Genomic DNA, 16,410 nt, shown 5'->3' with positions numbered 1-16,410 from the left:
CCATGACCGCCACCGATATCATCACGCCGAATGCGGCCGCGCCCGCGCTCACGGCCCGCGCCGCCCGTTGGGGAATGCACGTCACCCCAGGACTCCTGCTCTGTCTCGCCATCTCCGCGGCGGCCTACCTTGGACAGGCGGCCGAGAATCGCTTCCTCGGCCATGCGCTCTTCGAGGCCCTCGTGCTCGCGATCCTCATTGGCGTGGCCGTACGGGCGGCGCGCCCGCTGGACGCGCGCTGGGAGCCGGGCATCCGGCTGGCCGCCAAGCCGCTCCTCGAAGTCGCCGTGCTGCTGTTGGGCGCGTCGGTCGATCTTCCCGCGCTCCTGCATGCCGGGCCCGCATTGCTCGTGGGGATCGTGCTCACCGTGACCATCGGCATCTTCGTCAGTTATGGCATCTCGAGATCGCTGGGGCTCACCCACCGGATGTCGCTGCTCGTGGCCTGCGGAAACTCGATCTGCGGCAATTCGGCCATCGCGGCCGTTGCGCCGGTCATCGGCGCCGACGGCAAGGACGTGGCGTCCTCGATCGCGTTCACGGCGATCCTCGGGGTCGTGCTCGTGCTCCTGCTGCCCATGGCCGGCCGCATGCTGGGGTTGTCGCTCTACCAGTACGGCGTGGTGGCCGGGCTGACGGTGTACGCCGTGCCCCAGGTCATGGCGGCGACGTTCCCGATCAGCGAACTCTCGGGGCAGGTGGGCACCCTCGTCAAACTGGCGCGCGTTCTGCTCCTGGGACCCGTAGTGCTCATCCTGGCGCTCGGCCACCGCTCGACCGGCGGCGGCCAGCGCCTCAAGCTGCACCACTTCGTGCCGTGGTTCATCGTCGGATTCGTGGCGTTGGCCATCGCGCGCTCGGCGGGGCTCGTGCCGTCAGGGCTGATCGAGCCCATGCGGCTGGCCACGGCGTTCCTGATGGTCCTTTCGATGGCGGCGCTGGGACTGGGCGTCGAACTGCGCGGGCTGGCCGCGGTGGGCTCCCGGGTGACCCTTGCCGTGAGCGCATCGCTCGTCGGCCTGCTCGTGGCGAGCGTCAGCCTGATCCACGTGCTGCGCATCCATTAGGGCGGCGGTGCATCTGGGCGCTTTACCGGCGGGGGCCGGCGCCGTAAATTAAAGGATTCTGGTTGTTTACGACTGTGACACCTGCCCCTGTAGCTCAGGTGGATAGAGCAGCGGTTTCCTAAACCGTTGGCCGGGTGTTCGAGTCACCCCAGGGGCACCTCACACCCACCATCGTCATGACCGAGCCTGTCGTAGAGACTCCCGTCCGCACCAACCGCGAAGAAAGCGTCATCGAGTGGCTGCAGCGAAACGCGCGCCTGCTCACCATCTCCGCGGTCGTCGTCGCCGCGGGTGGGGCCGGCTACTGGTTCTATGCCAGGTCCGTCCAGATCCGCGACCAGAATGCCGAGCGGGCGCTGAACACGGCGCTGCAGTCGGTGGGGGCGGGGAACGCGGCGTTGGCCGTGAGCGACCTGAACAAGGTCGTGGACCGGTACTCCAATACGCAGTCCGGGATCGAGGCCGGCATGCTGCTGGCCCAGATGAACTACAACGCCGGCAAGGTCCAGGCCGGGATTGCGGTGCTCCAGAAGCTGCTGCCCAGCAGCGCGGCGTCGATGGACATGCCGGACATCTACGGGCTGATCGGCGACGGCCAGATGCAGAGCAACAAGCCGGCCGATGCGGCACAGTCCTACCAGAAGGCGGCCGACGCCGCCAAGGCCGACGACTACAAGGCGTACCAGCTCTCCAAAGCCGCTCGGGCCTTCCTGGCGGCGCACGATACGGCGACCGCCACGAAGATCTGGGAGAAGCTGGCGGACGACCCCAAGGCCCAGGGAGTGGCCGCCGAAGCCCGGGTGCGGCTCGGTGAGGTCCAGGCCAAGCCCGCGTCCAAGGGCTAGTCTGCGGGCCTCCTGAGCTGGACGGCGTGCATGGAAACGCCGGGCCAGGAATTCTGACAATCGTGTAGCCATGGACTGAGGCCGCGAGCGCCGACCAGCGTTCGCGGCCTCGATCGCGTGGCACTAGGCTGAGGCCTGCTGCGCCGATCATTGGGCCAGTTGGGCGCCCGTGTGGCGACAGTCTGTCGCCAAGTTAGTTCGTATAAGAAAGATTATGTCAACTAAGACTGTTGAAAAGCCTGGCTCTTGTGGGCAGATTGGCTGGCGCTCTGCGTAACATTGCAATGGTATGCAATGAGTTACACAGTCTATGTGATGTTGTTTGTTACGATGTTGGCTTTTCGGGACCTGTCGGCGCCTGGCTCCGGTGCCCCGGTGCGCGGCCAGTCTCCAGTGGGCTGGGTCAGACCTCGCCCAGCTGGCCTCGGTAGACGATCCTGGCTTCGCCGGCCAAGGACGGAAGCACCCGGTCCTGATCGGTCTCGAGGCGGATGGTCAGCGGCTTGCCGGACCTGGTCACGATCGTCTCGCGCGCCGCCCCGATGCCCCAGCGGCTCAGAACCGCGGCGGACGCCACGGCGCCCGTTCCGCAGGCCAGGGTCTCGCCCTCCACCCCGCGCTCGTAGGTCCGCATGTGCCAGGAACCGTCGGAACCGCGGGCCACGAAGTCCACGTTGGTGCCTTCGGCGAACCCCGGATCGAAGCGGAGCCCACGGCCCCGACCCGCGACGTCCACCAGCTCCAGGTCATCACAGAGCACCACCAGATGCGGAATCCCCACCTTGGCGAACCCCATGCGCCGTTCTCCCGGCGCCAGCGCGGGGTGTGCGTCGGGGGTCATTTCGGCCACGGCCGGCATCCCGACCTCAGGACCTTGTGGGCCTATGACCGCCTGGAGCACGCCGGCCGCCGATTCTATGGTGAACGGCTGCCCCGGACGAGCCCCCCCCAACTCCACGAACAGCCGGGCTGTGCAGAGGGTGGCGTTGCCGCAGAGGGCCGCGACCGAACCATCGCTGTTCAGATAGCGCATCCGGACCGATGCGACGGCACTCTGCTCGAGGAAGACGATGCCGTCGGCCCCTACCCCGGTGCCGCGGGCACAGATCGCCTGGATCGTCGCCACCTGATCGAGTGGTCCGGGGGCTTGGGTTCGGGCATCCACGAACACGAAGTCGTTGCCCGACCCGCTCATCTTGAAGAATTCGCGGCCCGACGGGATCATCGGCTCTCCCGCTCGATCACGGAGGCCGTGGCGCTCACAGCCGGCCGGCGATGGACTTGAGCCGGAGCCACCAGACCATCCAGATCGCTTCGCGGACGATCGCCTTGGACATCTTGCTCGTTCCTTCGGTGCGGTCCACGAACACAATCGGAATCTCGGCGATCCGGAATCGCTTTTTCCAGGCCCGGAAGCTCATCTCGATCTGGAAGGCGTAGCCGTTGGAGTGAACTCGCGTCAGATCAATGGCTTCCAGGACCGTTCGGCGAAAGCACTTGAAGCCACCGGTGGAGTCCCATACCGGCAGGCCGGTCACGCCGCGGGCGTACACGTTGGCAAAGTAGCTCAGCAGGAGGCGTGAGATGGGCCAGTTCACCACGCTCACACGCCCGTTGAGGTACCGGGAGCCCAGCACGAGATCGGCGTCCTGGATGGCGCGCAGGAACTGCGGCAGATGGGCGGGATCGTGCGAGAAGTCGGCGTCCATCTCGAACACGTAGTCGAACGTTTGCTCCAGCGCCCACGCGAAGCCCGCCAGATACGCGGTGCCCAGCCCCAGTTTCTTCGCCCGCTCCAGGATGTGTACGCGGGGGGTACGCTCCATGATCCCCCGGACGATGGCGGCCGTCCCATCGGGGGATCCGTCGTCCACGATCAGCACCTCGAGCCGCGGGTCCTGCCCCAGGACGGCGTCGATGATGCGCGCGATGTTCTCGCGCTCGTTGTAGGTGGGAATGACCACCAGGGCGCGTTCAGGCACGGTGCGTCCGATCGGCGATGAGTCCGGCTCCCGTCAACAGGAGGGCGATGGCAAGGGCGACGAGCGTGACGCTCTTCCCCGTGTCGTAGGCGGCGTCGTCGAACGTGAGCTCGACGTGGCGCGCGCCGGCGGGCAGCGCGAGCCCGATGAGCGACACGTCGGCGCGGCCGATGGACGCATCGGGTTTGCCGTCCACCGTGGCGTGCCAGCCGGGATAGTAGTTCTCGGAGACGACGAGCGACGAGCCCTCGGGCGCGGGAGCACTGAGGTCGAGCACGATGTGGCCTGGCGCGTACGAGGCGACCGACGTCGTGATGGGGAGCGGCGCCGGGAGGGCCGACAACCTGGCCGGAGTCACGGCAGCCGACGTGTCGAACACGGCGACGGTGGCCGGGTTGAACTTGGGGTCGAGCATGGTGGGCAGCGACTGATCCTCGGCGGCCTTGACGAGCGCGGGCGTGACCCACGCGAAGGGGTCGTTCTGCGAGGGCCTGAGCAGGTAGACCATCGAGCCGGCGGAGTTGCGCACCGGGCCGACCAGCCTGGTGAACGTGACGTCGGGCCGCTTGAGCTGCGTGGCGTAGAGAGTGTCGAGCGTCGGGGCGTCCACGTTGGTGTACACGTACTGGACGTTGGTCAGCCGCCAGAATTCCGGATTGATCTCATTCTCGTACTGCGGGCCCTGCTTGTTCCCGAGCTGCTCGTAGGCCCCGAGTTCATTGCCGTGATATCCGATCACCGACCGGATGCCGTGCACCATGAAGGCGTCGCCCTGGAAGTACGGGTCGCGGGTGGCGGCCATGCCCGCATCGCTGGCGGCGAGCGGCAGCACACGGCCCGGTTGGGGCTGGTGCTGCATGTACGCGATGGCCGGATCGGATGCGTACAGCGTCGACGCGGGGGGCGAGAACATCCAGTAGTTGTGGTCGATGCTCAGGAGGTCCACCGCCACGAGGGCCACGAACGCGATGGCCGCGGTGCGCAGCGGGATGCGGTCGCGGGCGATGGCGAGCAACAGCCCGCACGCGACGGCGGCGACGATGAACGAGCGCCATGCGCCGAGGATGAGGGCCGTATTGTTGGCCTGCACGCGCTCGAACAGCTGCGCCCCCGCAAACGACGCCGCGATGGTCTGGGCCATGTTCGTGAGCATGCCGCCGCTGGCGAGGAGCGTGATGAGGCCGGCGGCCCCCAGCCAGCTGAGCGCATAGGTCATGCTGACGCGGCGCGCGAGCGCGCGCTCGAGCCCCACGGTGGCGAGCATCACGACCGCGAAGCTGGTCATGAAGAAGATGGTGCTGGGGGCCCGGAAGAACTTCGTGCCCGGCACGACGGCGTACACGATGTGATAGAACGGCGTCGCACTGCCCAGGGCCCACAAGGCCGTCACGACGGCGGTCCACAGCCAGAACGACCGGAATCCGCGCCGCGCCGTGGCGCCGAACGCCGCGCCCATGAGAATGAGCACGCTGACGCCGAGGTATTCGCTGTGGAGGTGGATGCCGTTGCGCCCCCAGTAGTGGTCGAGCATGCCCGTGAACTGCGGCAGATACGTGTTGAAGAACTCCTCCACGGGCATGGAATACTGCGTGGAGAAGGCGTATCCTCCGCGGCCGCCGGCGCGGGGCGACCAACTGACGTATTCCTTGACGGGCAGGAATTGCACGGCGCCGATGGTCATCCCCAGCGCGACGGCGCCGAGGGCGAATGCCAGGCGTTGGAGAGCCACCTTGCGCGGCAGGGCCCCCCTGCCCTCGTGGTCGCTGAACGCCAGATACAGCGCGAATGCCCCCGACCCCAGAAGCATGTACTGGAAGAGCTGCGGGTGCGGACTCAACTCCGCCAACCCGACGGTGAGCGCGAGGCCTCCCCATGCCGACGCCCGGCCGTCCCGCATGCCGCGCAGCAGCATCCAGAGGGCCAGCGGGAACAGGGCGCTGACGAACAGCTTGCCGTCGTGTCCCGGCGACGCGAGCGACGCGATCTGCCCGCTGAGCATGTAGGCGGCCCCGCCGAACAGCGACGCGAAGAACCCGAAGCCCCAGGCCCGCAGGAACCCGTAGGTGAAGAGACCGGCGAGGAAGAGGTGGATGGCGAAGCCCCACGTCATCGCGAGATCGGTGCGCATGAGCATGCGCAGCGCGAACGTGGGATAGAAGATGTCGCCGTGCATGGCGGCGATGTACGGGAGCCCGCCCAGGATGTACGGGTTCCAGAGCGGGAACCCGTGGCCGGCGCGCAGCCACTGCGCGGCGAAATCACGGAACGCATATCCGGCGATGTACTGGTCGCTGTTGGGGTTCACGAGGAACTGCCCCGCGAATACCGGATACGCGAGCACGAGCGTGCACAGGGCGTAGGTGAGCGCCGCCCAGGCGGCAGCAAAGCGCGGCGCCGGAAGGACGGGCGCCGCGAGCGTCTCATCGCGACGAAGCATTCGGTCTCGGTTGCGAAGTGGATCGGCGACGCCAGGCGTCGACGGCGAGAAAGAGAAATCCGGGCACGACGTCCAGGATGGAGGTCAAGAGGCGCGACGCGACCGCGATCAGCAGGGCCTGCGGGCCCGTCATGAGCCTGAACGCCGGCAGGGCCGCGGCCATGGAGCCATCGCGGACGCCAGCTCCCGCCGGCAGGAACACCACGATGTAGCCGAGCACGTACGACGCGCTATAAACTGCGATGTAGCTCGAGAGGGCGCCAGTTGCCCGTCCCAGGACGCCGATGACGAGCAGATAGAGCGCGAGTCCGTACAGGAACCAGGCGATCAGGTTGCCCACGATGGCGTAGGCGATGACGCGCGGCGGGACGGTGGCCTCCGGGATGTCGCGGCCCGTCGCCCGGCGCAGTACGGCGAGAATCCCCGGCATGGCCACGGGCAGCGCCACGAGGCCGGCGATCGCGGCGAGGGTCAGGACGAACGCCACCCGGCTGGTGCCGGGATGGAGCGCATCGAGCGCCACCGACCCGGAGCCGAGGGCGATGGCGAAGCCGGTGGTGATGTTGACGATCGTGCTGAGGATCGAGGATCCCGTGGCGGCGATCGGCGACACGCCCTCCCGCTGGGCCATCACGCCCATGGCGCCGATCTGCCACACCCATCCTGGCACGTAGCGGTACAGATTGGTGACGCTCCAGATGTGCGCGGCCCGCCAGAAGGAGAGCCGCCCGCCCCACTCCACGAGCATGATCCGCCACGTCTGCACGAGCACGGCGTACGCGGTGACGATCACGCCGCCCGACGCCAGCACCATCCCCCACCGCAGGTGCGTCTCGAGCGGTTGCGAGGTGTACGCCTTCCAGTTCCTGGACATCGCCCAGCCGACGTACGCCACCACCGCGATCGAGAGCACGGCGCTCAGGGCGCGGACCCATGCCTTACGCCCCACGCACCACGCTCCGGTACAGGTCGGCGTACCGGGCCGCGACGGCGGCCGGCGAGAACCGGTCGAGGACGACCGTGCGGGCCAGCAGGCCCAGGGCGCGTGCCTGGTCGGGGGCCCCCGCGAGCTTGTCGAGCGCCGCCGCGAGGGCACGCGGCGTGCGTTCGGCCAGCAGGTGTCCCGTGCGTCCCTCCTGGACCACGTCGGGCAGGCCGCCGGAGTCGAACGCCACGGCGGGCGTGCCGCAGAGCATGGCTTCGACGGCGACCAGTCCCAGCCCCTCATCGTGCGACGGGACGACGAGGGCGAGGGCGTCTCGATAGAAGCGCACGAGTTCGGACTGCGGTTTCGCGCCATGCCACACCACGCGGTCGGCGATGCCCAGTTCGGTGGCGAGCGCCTCGAGGTGGCCGCGAATGGGACCGTCGCCCACGATATCGAGGTCCACGCGATGGCGCATCGCGGCCAGCGCCTCGAGCAGCAGGTCGATGCCCTTCTGCGGCATCACGCGCCCGACGAACAGCAGCCGCGAGCCGGCGGCGGGCCGGTCGGCCGGTGTGAACAGCGCCGTGGACACGGGCATCGGAGCGACGAGCGGTTCCACGCCGGGCGCGAGCGCGCGCACTTCCTTGGCCAGCCACGTGGAGACGGTGGTCACGGCGCCCGAGTTGCGCATCACGAACCGGAACCCCCCGCGGGACGCAGGCACCGCTCGCGCCATGCGGACGTCGGTGCCGTGCATGGTGGTCACGAGCGGGACGTGAGCGCGCGATGCGGCCCAGGCCGCGGAGAGCCCGGACGGGAACCACCAGTGCGCGTGGACGACGTCCGGGCGGTCGAGGCGGATGTGGCGCGACGTGCAGCGCGCGGCGGCGGTGAGGAGTCCGAGGAGGCCGAGCTTGGCGGAGAACGCGGCGCCCACCTGCTCGGCCATCGTGCCGGTATAGGCCAGGGTCTCGAAGCGCGTGGGCGCGTAGCGGAAGCGGGTGACCGGGATGCCCTGCAGGACGGCGTGGCGGCTCAACCCGGGGGCCGCCGGCGCGAGGACGTGCACGTGCACGTCGTGCTCGGCGAGGGCAGCGGCGAGGCCGAGAAGAAAGTTCCCCGCCGCGTCCCCGTCGATGCGCGGAAACGAATGCGTCAGCCAGAGGGCGCGCACGCGATTACCGCGACGCGTTCGGGTCGCGTTCGACGGCCAACTCCTCGAGGCGGCGCCGCAACTCGCGAACTTCGGCCCGTTGCCCGGCGATCTGCTCTCCCATGAGCCCGGTGGCGAAGAAGACGCTGCCCAGCAGCAGGCAGGTCTGGATCACCGTCCAGACGGCGCGCAGTCCCTCGCCCGTGAGCCAGAGCCAGAGGAGCGCGGCGATGCCGGAGACGACGCCGATCGCGAACAGGGCGGCGCCGAGCATGCCGAAGGCGAGGAGCGGCTTCTTGCCGAACCGGAGTTCGAACCAGACGGACAGCATGTCGAGGACGCCGACCGGGATGCGCGAGATGCCGAACTTGGACTTGCCGGCGTGGCGCGGATACAGCGGGACGGGAATCTCGGTGACCGTGAACCCCTGAGCGGCCGCGAGCACGATCATGTACCGATGCCAATCGGGGCGCACGGGGAGCGCGTCCATGATCTCCCGCCGATAGGCCTTGACCGAATTCAGGTCCTTCACCGGCACGTGGAAGAGCAGCCGGCTGAGCCCGTTGTAGATGCGGGAGACGAACGCCTTGTCGTACTTGCCCTGTTTGAAGCCGGTGACCATGTCGGCTTCATCGGCGAGGATGGGCTGGACGAGTCGCGGGATGTCCTCGGGTTTGAACTGCAGGTCGGCGGGGTAGAAGACCAGCACGTCGCCGCGCGCGTTCAGGTACCCGGTGCGCAGGGCGTCGGCGATGCCGCGTTGGGCGCGGTGCCGCACGGCGCGCAGGAACGGATAGCGCGCCTGCAGGGTGTGGAGCACGGCCCAGGTGGCGTCGGTGCTGCCGTCGTCGATGACGATCACCTCGTAGCGCGCGTCCGACGACCGGAAGGCGGCCTCGGCCTGTTCCATGAACAGCGGGAGATTCTCGGCCTCATCCTTGGCCGGAACGAGCACCGAGACGTCCACGGGGGCCGCCGTCATACGCGTTTCCGCATGCGCGCCGAGAGCACGCCCAACTGATCGCGATACTTGGCCACGGTCCGGCGGGCGATCTGCACGCCCTGGCGCTGGAGGATGTCCACGATTTCCTGGTCGGTGAGCGGATGCTGGGCGGATTCTTCGCGCACCAGCTTCTCGATCTGGGCGCGGATGCCGCGGGCCGAGACGTCGTCGCCGCCGGTGGTGGTGAGGCCGGAGGAGAAGAAGAACTTGAGCGGGAGGACGCCCCGCGGCGTCTGCACCCACTTCTCGTTGGTCACGCGGCTGATCGTGGACTCATGCATGCCGATGGCTTCGGCCACTTCACGAAGGGTGAGCGGCTTGAGGTGCTGGATGCCCTTCTCGAAGAACTCGTGCTGTCGCTCGACGATGTAGTTCATGACCTTGAGCATGGTTTGGCGCCGCTGCTCGATGGCCTGGATCATCCAGGTGGCGGCATTGAGCTTGGTGGCGATGAAGTCCTTGTTCTCCCCCTGGAATTTACCCTTGTCGCGAGCGATTTCCTGATAGGCCCGGCTCAGCCGCAGGCGTGGAAGATTGGCGTCGTTGAGCGACACCCGGTACTTGCTGTCGATGCGGTCGACGATCAGGTCGGGGATGATGTAGTGCTCTTCGGTCTTGCTGAACCGGAGGCCGGGCTTGGGATCGAGCTTCTGGATCTCGTCGGCCGCGGCCTGGACCTCCTGCACGGTGAGCCCGTAGCGTCGCGCGACCTCGGGCCAGCGGTGGGCGATCAGGTCATCGAAGGCGTCGTGGACCAGGCGGTACGGCAGCGCATCGGCCCGTTGATGGTCGCGGAGCTGGAGCAGGAGGCACTCGCGGAGGTCGCGGGCGCCCACTCCCGCCGGATCGAGCGCCTGGATGACGTGCAGCATGGCCTCGGCCTCCTCGATCGTGAACAGCGGGAGCGTCGAGAGGTCCTCGCCCTCGCGGTCGGCGGCCGCGCGGACCGCCTCATTCACGCTCGCGAGCAGTTCCTCGACCGTGCAGGCCAGGTATCCGTCCTCGGCGATGTCGCCCACGAACTCGGTGGCCAGGACTTCCTGGCGTGGGGTGAGATCGAGGAGGGAGAGCTGCTCCATGAGGTGATCGGAGAGATCGCCCCGGTCCACCGTGACCGGTTCGTACTGTTCGCGGATCTCGCTCTCGGCCGGCGCGCCGCCCGCGTCGAACCCATCGAGGAGGATCTCCTCCCAATCGATGGCGTCGTCCTTGGCCGCGTCGTGCTCCGCGGCGTCGTCCTCGGCCGCGGCATCGAGCGCGGGGCTCTCCTCTTCCCCGGGTTCCGCTTCCTCGTTCTCGTCGTCCTCGGGCTCGATGAGGTCGAGGAACGGATTGTTGAGGAGTTCCTGTTTCAGGTGCTGCTGGAGGTCCAGCAGCGGCATGTAGAGCAGGTCCATCGCCTGGTACAGGCGCGGATTGATCTTCAGTTCCTGCCGCAGGCTGGTGCTTTGCTGAAGACCTGCTTTCATGCGCGGAGGCGGATCAACCGCCGGCGGAAGCGAAACGCGCTCGCAGGCGCGCGGTGAGCGTGGGGCCCAGATAGATGTCGGCCACCGTATCGTCGAACACGAGATCCCGGACGGTGCCGGATACCTTGACCTGTCCATCGAACATGATGTAGGCCCGGTCCACAATGTCCAGGGTCTGCTCCACATTGTGGTCCGAGATGAGGACGCCGATGCCGCGATGGCGCAGCCGGGAGACGATGGTCTGGATGTCGTTGACGGCGATCGGATCGACGCCCGCGAACGGCTCGTCGAGCATCATGAACTTGGGCTGGGTGACGAGGGCCCGGGTGATCTCGAGGCGACGGCGTTCGCCTCCCGAGAGCGCGAATGCCTTCTGGTGGCGCAGGTGCTTGATGCCCAACTCGTCGAGCAGCGTCTCGAGCCGCCGCTCGCGCTCGGCGGAGGGAATGGAGAGCGTCTCGAGGATCGCCAGGATGTTGTCTTCCACCGACAGCTTGCGGAAGATGGACGGCTCCTGCGACAGATAGCCGATGCCGAGCCGCGCCCGCTTGTACATCGGCAGGTTGGTGATGTCGACGCCGTCGAACAGGATGCGGCCGGCCATCGGCTGGATGAGGCCGACGATCATGTAGAAGGTGGTGGTCTTGCCCGCCCCGTTCGGCCCCAACAGCCCCACGATCTCGCCCTGCCGCAGGTGGACGGCCACATCGTTCACCACACGCCGCCGGCGGTACATCTTGACCAGGCCCTGCGCATCGAGCGTGCTGTTGCCGGGGACGGCGGCGGCCTCCGGTTCGGCCCCGGCGTGCTCGGCGGCGCTGGTCGGGAGTTCGCCGGTCTGCCGCATGGCGGCGGCCACTTCGGCGCGGCTCGCCATGATGTCACGCCATATCGATTCGGTGAAGCGGATCGTGGCATCGGGGCTGGCCAGCCCTTCGGGCGGGAGCACGATGAATCCTTCGGCGGCGAGCCTGGGGAACACCGAGCGGGTGAGGTGTTCGCGGACCTCGTCCAGGCTCAGGCGACCGGCCTCGCGTTCGGCGTCGCGTCCGGCGGCGCGGAGGGTGGCCAGGTGATCGTCGCGGTACACGACGGCGGCGCGATCGAACGCCGCCGCCCCATCCTCCCCCGCGACGCTGATCAGGGCGTGGAGGGCGAGCGCGGTGGACCGGTCGCCGTGGGAGATCCGCTCGACGAGCGCGACGAACTTTTCGGAAACGGCAGAATCGCTCATGGGCGGGGCACGGCGGGTGGAAGGACGATCGGATCGACGCCGGGCGGCGGGACGGGATGTCCCGGTGGCTTGGCGGGCGGCTTCTTGTCCGGCGGCTTCTTGGCCGGCGGCTTGCCGCACAGGGTCGTGGTGGTCGAGTCGGGCGTGGGCTCGAGGAGGAGGCCGCGCGACTTGCCGATGACGTCGACGTTCTTGACCCCGCCGTCCTCCTTGAACGTGGCGATGATGCGCTGGCCCACCGAGTAGCTGACGGCGGGGGCGCAGAGCGATGTATCGCGCGGCGCCATGTTGTAGAAGGCGCTGGCGCTGTCGATGGAGACGAGCCGGCGAATCTGCGGCGACTTCGCGGTGTCCTTGGCCGGGAGCGTATCGAAGTAGGCGATGATCGTGTCGCCCTTCATCCAGTCCATGTCCTTGGTGCGGAACTTGACGGTGTCGGGCTTGCTCTCCGCGTAGGCGTGTCCGATGGCGTGGATCTCGCGGGCGCGCTGGCCCGGCATGACGACGTCGATCGAATCGGCGAGGAGGCTGTCGGTGGCGGACCTGGCGCTCGCCCGCCCGGGGCCCCAGGCGATGGCGCGATCGAGCACATCCTGCTCCAGTCGCAGGTCGATGGTGTCGGCGCGGAGCTTGAGGTCCTGGCTGTTGGCCACGGCTTTGCCCTTGGCCACGACGCGGCGCAGCTTGCGGTTGCGCGAGAACAGATCGATGAGCGTGCCGACGAGCGTGAACGGCTTGGCGTCCTTCTTGCCCTGGATTTCGGGGCCACGCAGGAGGTGCATGATCTCGTGCCGGCCGTCGAGGAACATCGAGTCGCCGTGGGCGGTGAACTCCTGCCGGGCGATCTGTACATCCCCGCCGGCGTAGACCAGGCTGTCACCGTCCATGAACACGTTGTTGGCCACGACCTGCATGGGCGGGGCGGGCTTGCCCGTGGAGTCCTGCTGCACGAGGGTGATGGTGGGGCGGCCGGTGGCCGTCATCTGGGCGAGGGGGCGCGTTTTGGGAATGGGGCGGAGATAGGTGGCCACCGGCCCCTTGAGGCGCGAGCCGCTGGGCATCGTGGCATCGACGTTGCCCGTGGCGACGACCCGCTCGTCCGTCATGAAGTAGTTGAGAAAATCAGAATGGAGGTTGAACCTCGGCTCCTGATAATACACGTGCCCCACGAGATAGAAGCGCTTGTCGTCGCCGTACTGCTCCATGCTGTCGGCCCGGAGGTTGATCTTCTTGGCCGGGCAATGCACCACCACGCCGCCGCCGAGGTACGTGTTGTACTGGCCGCTCGGCATCTTGACCATGATCTGCCGCGTGGAATCGGTGTTGATGGCGTTGCAGCGCGTGGCCTGGGCGGCGGCCGTCGCCGGGGCCCACGCCACGGCCGCGAGGATCGCGCAAATGCGGGTGCGCATCAGTGATCCGGCAGCGTGGTGAGGACACCCGAACCGCCGGCGGCACGCCGGATGGAGATCCGGTTGAGATCGGGATCGGCGCTGAAGCCGATCCCGCGCTGGACGCGGTCGCCCTGGGTGAGCACGAACGACGTGTCGCTCGAGATGAGGTTCGTGGCCTGGTTGTAGCGCAACTGCGGGGTCTCGAGCTTCTTGCCGTCGAGCGTCGTGATCACCACGTGTCCCCAGCCCTCGAGCACCAGCGTGCGCATGTTGTAGCGGCCGCTATCGGCCTGCATCGTGCCGTTGGGCTCGCCGGTGACCGTCCGGAAATTCACGCGCACGTTGCGGAAATCGAACACCGTCTGATCGTTGAACACGAGGGCCGTGTCGGCGGTCATCGTGCCGCGCTCCACGCCCTGGTTGGTGAGGATCGAGGAGAACTGGAACATCACCTGCTCGGCGCTGTCGGCCACCGACGGCATATGCGTGACCGGCGGCGCGGCGGTGGGCTTGCAGGCGGTGGCGCCGAGCGCGGCGGCGGCGAGGAGCGCGAGGAGCGATCGGGTCATCGGATCCGTGCCCGCATCAGGTCGTGGAGGTGGACGACGCCGACGAGGTGGTCGTCGGCGTCGACCACCGGCATCGCCATGATGCCGTGTTGTTCCATGCGGAAGGCGACGGCACTCGCGAGTTCGTCGTCGCGGGCGATCTTCGGGGCCCGCACGAGCACGCGGTCCATGGTCACGGAGAGAATATCGGCTTCACGTTCCATCATGCGCGTCAGGTCGCCGGCGGTCATGATCCCCACGATGTGATCGGTGTCGTCCAGTTGGATGGCGATGCCGCGCTTCTCGGCGAGCAGTACGATTGCATCGCGCATCGTGCCGCCGCGCCGCAGCACGGGCAGGTCATCCCGCGTCATCACGTCGCCCACCCGCGTGAGCAGGCGCCGCCCCAGCGATCCGCCGGGATGGAGGCGCGCGAAGTCCTCGCGCCGGAACCCCTTCACTTCGAGCAGCGCCACGGCGAGCGCGTCGCCCAGCGCCAGGGCGACGGTGGTGCTCGTCGTTGGCGCGAGATCGTGCGGACAGGCCTCTTCTCGTACCCACCCGTCCAACCAGAGGTCCGCGAGTCGGGCCAGGGTCGAGTCGCCCTCGGCGGTGAGGGCGATGAGCTTCACGCCCAGGCCCTTGAGCTGCTCGAGGAGTCCGAGCAGTTCGTCGGATTCCCCGCTTTTCGAAATCAGTATGGCCACGTCGTCGCGGCCGACGATGCCGAGATCGCCGTGGGCGCTGTCCACGGGGTGCAGGAAGGCCGCCGGCGTACCCGTCGACGTGAGCGTGGCCGCGATCTTGCGGCCGATCAACCCCGACTTGCCGACGCCGGCGACGATCACCCGCCCCTTGGATTCGGCGATGAGATGCACCGCGTCGGCGAACGATTCGCCGATCCGCGATTCGGTGGCGGCCAGGGCTTCGGACTCGAGGCGCACGACGCGCCGGCCGAGGGCGATGATCTCCGGGCGCTTCATCGGACCCCGGCCCCCGTCATCGACCGTTCACCGACATAGGCCTGCCAGAGGGGCTCCCACTCGCCCCGCGCCCCGAGCAGCGCCTCGGCGAACTCGCGCACCGCCCCGTGCCCGCCGGGCCGGGTGAGCACGAGCGCGCACTCGCGGCGCACCTCGGCCACGGCATTCGCGGCGGCCACGGGCAGGCCCACGGCGCGCATGACCGCGAGGTCGGGGAAGTCGTCGCCCACGAACGCCACGTCGGCCGCGGCGATGTGGTGGCGCTGCAGGATGGCGGTGAGGGCCGGCAGCTTCTGGGCGTTGGTCCCCTGCGCCACGTCGTCGATCTCGAGTTCGGCCGCCCGCACGCGGACGCTCTCGGACACGCGGCCGGTGATGATCGCCACCCGCAGGCCCGCGCGACGCAGGAGGTGAATGCCGAGTCCGTCCTGGATGTCGTAGCGCTTGAACTCCAGGGGCTGGCCCTGCACGGCGCCGAGGTAGATGCCGCCGTCGGTGAGCACCCCGTCCACGTCGAGGGCCACCAGCTTGATGCGGCGGGCGAGGGCGGCGTCGATCATGCGCGCACCAGCGCCCACAGGGCCACGGCCCGCTCGATCAGCGCGTCCAGCTGCTCGAGCGGCACCATGTTCGGTCCGTCGCTGGGGGCGTGGTCGGGATCGGGATGCGTCTCCATGAACAGGCCGCTGGCGCCGGCGCCCACGGCGGCGAGCGTGAGCGGCGGAATGAACTCGCGCGCCCCGCCGCTGGCGCCGCCCGTGCCCTGGCCGGGCCGCTGCACGCTGTGCGTGGCGTCGAAGATCACCGGCGCATCGCATGCCTGGCGCATGCGGATGAAGTCGCGCATGTCGACCACCAGATCGCCGTACCCGAAGAAGGTGCCGCGCTCCGTGACCGCGACTTCCGGAGGCGTGGCGGCGGCCTCGCGCACCTTGTCCACGGCGCCCCGCATGCCTTCGGGGTGCATCCACTGCCCCTTCTTGATGTTCACCGGCTTGCCGGTGGCTCCCGCCGCGACGAGGAGGTCGGTCTGGCGGCAGAGGAAGGCGGGAATCTGGAGCACGTCCACGACCTGGGCGGCGGGCGCACACTGCTCCGGCAGATGGACGTCGGTGAGGATGCGCAGGCCCGTGGCCTGCCGCACGCGGTCGAGCGCGGCCAGCCCCTCGTCCAGTCCGGGCCCGCGGTGCGCGCCCGCATTCGAGCGATTGGCCTTGTCGAACGACGCCTTGTAGATGATGCCGCCAGGCACGCGTTCCGCGAGCGCCGCCAGATGGTCGGCCACGCGCAGATTGAGCGCTTCGTCCTCGAGGACGCAGGGACCGGCGATCAGGAAGAAGGCGTCGGTGGGAAAGGCGCGTGGCACG

15 protein-coding genes and 1 tRNA gene are annotated in these 16,410 nt (G+C 68.4%); 3 read left to right on the top strand and 13 right to left on the bottom strand.

Translation table 11 applies throughout. The features are described 5' to 3' along the window. Positions 1–2 precede the first annotated feature (2 nt). The 3 genes from VNE60_01930 (at position 3) to VNE60_01920 (ending at position 1,912) form a co-directional block, all read left to right on the top strand. Positions 3–1,067, top strand: a complete 1,065-nt coding sequence (locus tag VNE60_01930; protein ID HVB30266.1) for a putative sulfate exporter family transporter — start codon at positions 3–5, stop codon at positions 1,065–1,067. Positions 1,068–1,150: 83 nt separating this feature from the next. After that, a tRNA-Arg gene (locus VNE60_01925) sits at positions 1,151–1,224 on the top strand. Positions 1,225–1,243: 19 nt separating this feature from the next. Continuing rightward, positions 1,244–1,912, top strand: coding sequence for a tetratricopeptide repeat protein (locus tag VNE60_01920; protein ID HVB30265.1), 669 nt, complete (start codon positions 1,244–1,246; stop codon positions 1,910–1,912). Positions 1,913–2,315: 403 nt separating this feature from the next. Here the strand turns inward: VNE60_01920 and dapF are convergent, their stop codons facing one another. The 13 genes from dapF to kdsA are packed head-to-tail and all read right to left on the bottom strand — an operon-like array spanning position 2,316 to position 16,409. Then, positions 2,316–3,137, bottom strand: coding sequence for a diaminopimelate epimerase (gene dapF, locus VNE60_01915; GenBank protein ID HVB30264.1), 822 nt, complete (start codon positions 3,135–3,137; stop codon positions 2,316–2,318). A 34-nt stretch (positions 3,138–3,171) separates the two neighbouring features. After that, a complete protein-coding gene (locus tag VNE60_01910; GenBank protein ID HVB30263.1) occupies positions 3,172–3,894 on the bottom strand; it encodes a polyprenol monophosphomannose synthase in 723 nt (240 codons plus the stop codon). Continuing rightward, positions 3,887–6,331: a hypothetical protein gene (locus VNE60_01905; GenBank protein HVB30262.1), complete on the bottom strand. Its 2,445-nt coding sequence runs from the start codon at positions 6,329–6,331 to the stop codon at positions 3,887–3,889. Before VNE60_01905 ends, VNE60_01910 begins: the two co-directional genes overlap by 8 nt. Continuing rightward, complete coding sequence (locus tag VNE60_01900; protein ID HVB30261.1) at positions 6,315–7,280, bottom strand: lysylphosphatidylglycerol synthase domain-containing protein; 966 nt, start codon at positions 7,278–7,280, stop codon at positions 6,315–6,317. Before VNE60_01900 ends, VNE60_01905 begins: the two co-directional genes overlap by 17 nt. Next, positions 7,270–8,433, bottom strand: a complete 1,164-nt coding sequence (locus VNE60_01895) for a glycosyltransferase (GenBank protein HVB30260.1) — start codon at positions 8,431–8,433, stop codon at positions 7,270–7,272. Before VNE60_01895 ends, VNE60_01900 begins: the two co-directional genes overlap by 11 nt. A gap of 4 nt (positions 8,434–8,437) precedes the next feature. Next, positions 8,438–9,394, bottom strand: coding sequence for a glycosyltransferase family 2 protein (locus VNE60_01890; protein ID HVB30259.1), 957 nt, complete (start codon positions 9,392–9,394; stop codon positions 8,438–8,440). Then, complete coding sequence (gene rpoN / locus VNE60_01885) at positions 9,391–10,884, bottom strand: RNA polymerase factor sigma-54 (GenBank protein HVB30258.1); 1,494 nt, start codon at positions 10,882–10,884, stop codon at positions 9,391–9,393. Before rpoN ends, VNE60_01890 begins: the two co-directional genes overlap by 4 nt. Positions 10,885–10,897: 13 nt before the next feature. Then, on the bottom strand, positions 10,898–12,118 hold the full coding sequence (gene lptB, locus VNE60_01880; protein ID HVB30257.1) for an LPS export ABC transporter ATP-binding protein: 1,221 nt from the start codon (positions 12,116–12,118) through the stop codon (positions 10,898–10,900). Continuing rightward, positions 12,115–13,530 (bottom strand): hypothetical protein, encoded by a 1,416-nt coding sequence (locus VNE60_01875; GenBank protein HVB30256.1) that lies wholly within the window; start codon positions 13,528–13,530, stop codon positions 12,115–12,117. The genes lptB and VNE60_01875 overlap by 4 nt, the downstream gene beginning before the upstream one ends. Then, positions 13,530–14,081: an LPS export ABC transporter periplasmic protein LptC gene (gene lptC / locus VNE60_01870; GenBank protein ID HVB30255.1), complete on the bottom strand. Its 552-nt coding sequence runs from the start codon at positions 14,079–14,081 to the stop codon at positions 13,530–13,532. Before lptC ends, VNE60_01875 begins: the two co-directional genes overlap by 1 nt. Next, on the bottom strand, positions 14,078–15,043 hold the full coding sequence (locus tag VNE60_01865; GenBank protein ID HVB30254.1) for a KpsF/GutQ family sugar-phosphate isomerase: 966 nt from the start codon (positions 15,041–15,043) through the stop codon (positions 14,078–14,080). Before VNE60_01865 ends, lptC begins: the two co-directional genes overlap by 4 nt. Further along, entirely contained in the window at positions 15,040–15,603 is a 564-nt protein-coding gene (locus VNE60_01860) for an HAD hydrolase family protein (protein HVB30253.1), read from the bottom strand. The genes VNE60_01865 and VNE60_01860 overlap by 4 nt, the downstream gene beginning before the upstream one ends. After that, positions 15,600–16,409: a 3-deoxy-8-phosphooctulonate synthase gene (kdsA, locus tag VNE60_01855; protein HVB30252.1), complete on the bottom strand. Its 810-nt coding sequence runs from the start codon at positions 16,407–16,409 to the stop codon at positions 15,600–15,602. Before kdsA ends, VNE60_01860 begins: the two co-directional genes overlap by 4 nt. Between the last annotated feature and the right edge of the window lies 1 nt (position 16,410).

The organism is Gemmatimonadaceae bacterium, assembly GCA_035533755.1.
Lineage (GTDB): Bacteria > Gemmatimonadota > Gemmatimonadetes > Gemmatimonadales > Gemmatimonadaceae > JAGWRI01.
Note: the sequence above shows the minus strand (reverse complement) of the source record. Positions and strands in the feature narration are given on the sequence as shown.

Excerpts from the sequence above, each read along its gene's own strand:
- VNE60_01930 (HVB30266.1), top strand. The coding sequence starts at position 3 with ATGACCGCCACCGATATCATCACGCCGAATGCGGCCGCGCCCGCGCTC.
- VNE60_01920 (HVB30265.1), top strand. The coding sequence starts at position 1,244 with ATGACCGAGCCTGTCGTAGAGACTCCCGTCCGCACCAACCGCGAAGAA.
- dapF (HVB30264.1), bottom strand. The coding sequence starts at position 3,137 with ATGATCCCGTCGGGCCGCGAATTCTTCAAGATGAGCGGGTCGGGCAAC.
- VNE60_01905 (HVB30262.1), bottom strand. The coding sequence starts at position 6,331 with ATGCTTCGTCGCGATGAGACGCTCGCGGCGCCCGTCCTTCCGGCGCCG.
- VNE60_01890 (HVB30259.1), bottom strand. The coding sequence starts at position 9,394 with ATGACGGCGGCCCCCGTGGACGTCTCGGTGCTCGTTCCGGCCAAGGAT.
- rpoN (HVB30258.1), bottom strand. The coding sequence starts at position 10,884 with ATGAAAGCAGGTCTTCAGCAAAGCACCAGCCTGCGGCAGGAACTGAAG.
- lptB (HVB30257.1), bottom strand. The coding sequence starts at position 12,118 with ATGAGCGATTCTGCCGTTTCCGAAAAGTTCGTCGCGCTCGTCGAGCGG.
- VNE60_01875 (HVB30256.1), bottom strand. The coding sequence starts at position 13,530 with ATGCGCACCCGCATTTGCGCGATCCTCGCGGCCGTGGCGTGGGCCCCG.
- lptC (HVB30255.1), bottom strand. The coding sequence starts at position 14,081 with ATGACCCGATCGCTCCTCGCGCTCCTCGCCGCCGCCGCGCTCGGCGCC.
- VNE60_01865 (HVB30254.1), bottom strand. The coding sequence starts at position 15,043 with ATGAAGCGCCCGGAGATCATCGCCCTCGGCCGGCGCGTCGTGCGCCTC.
- VNE60_01860 (HVB30253.1), bottom strand. The coding sequence starts at position 15,603 with ATGATCGACGCCGCCCTCGCCCGCCGCATCAAGCTGGTGGCCCTCGAC.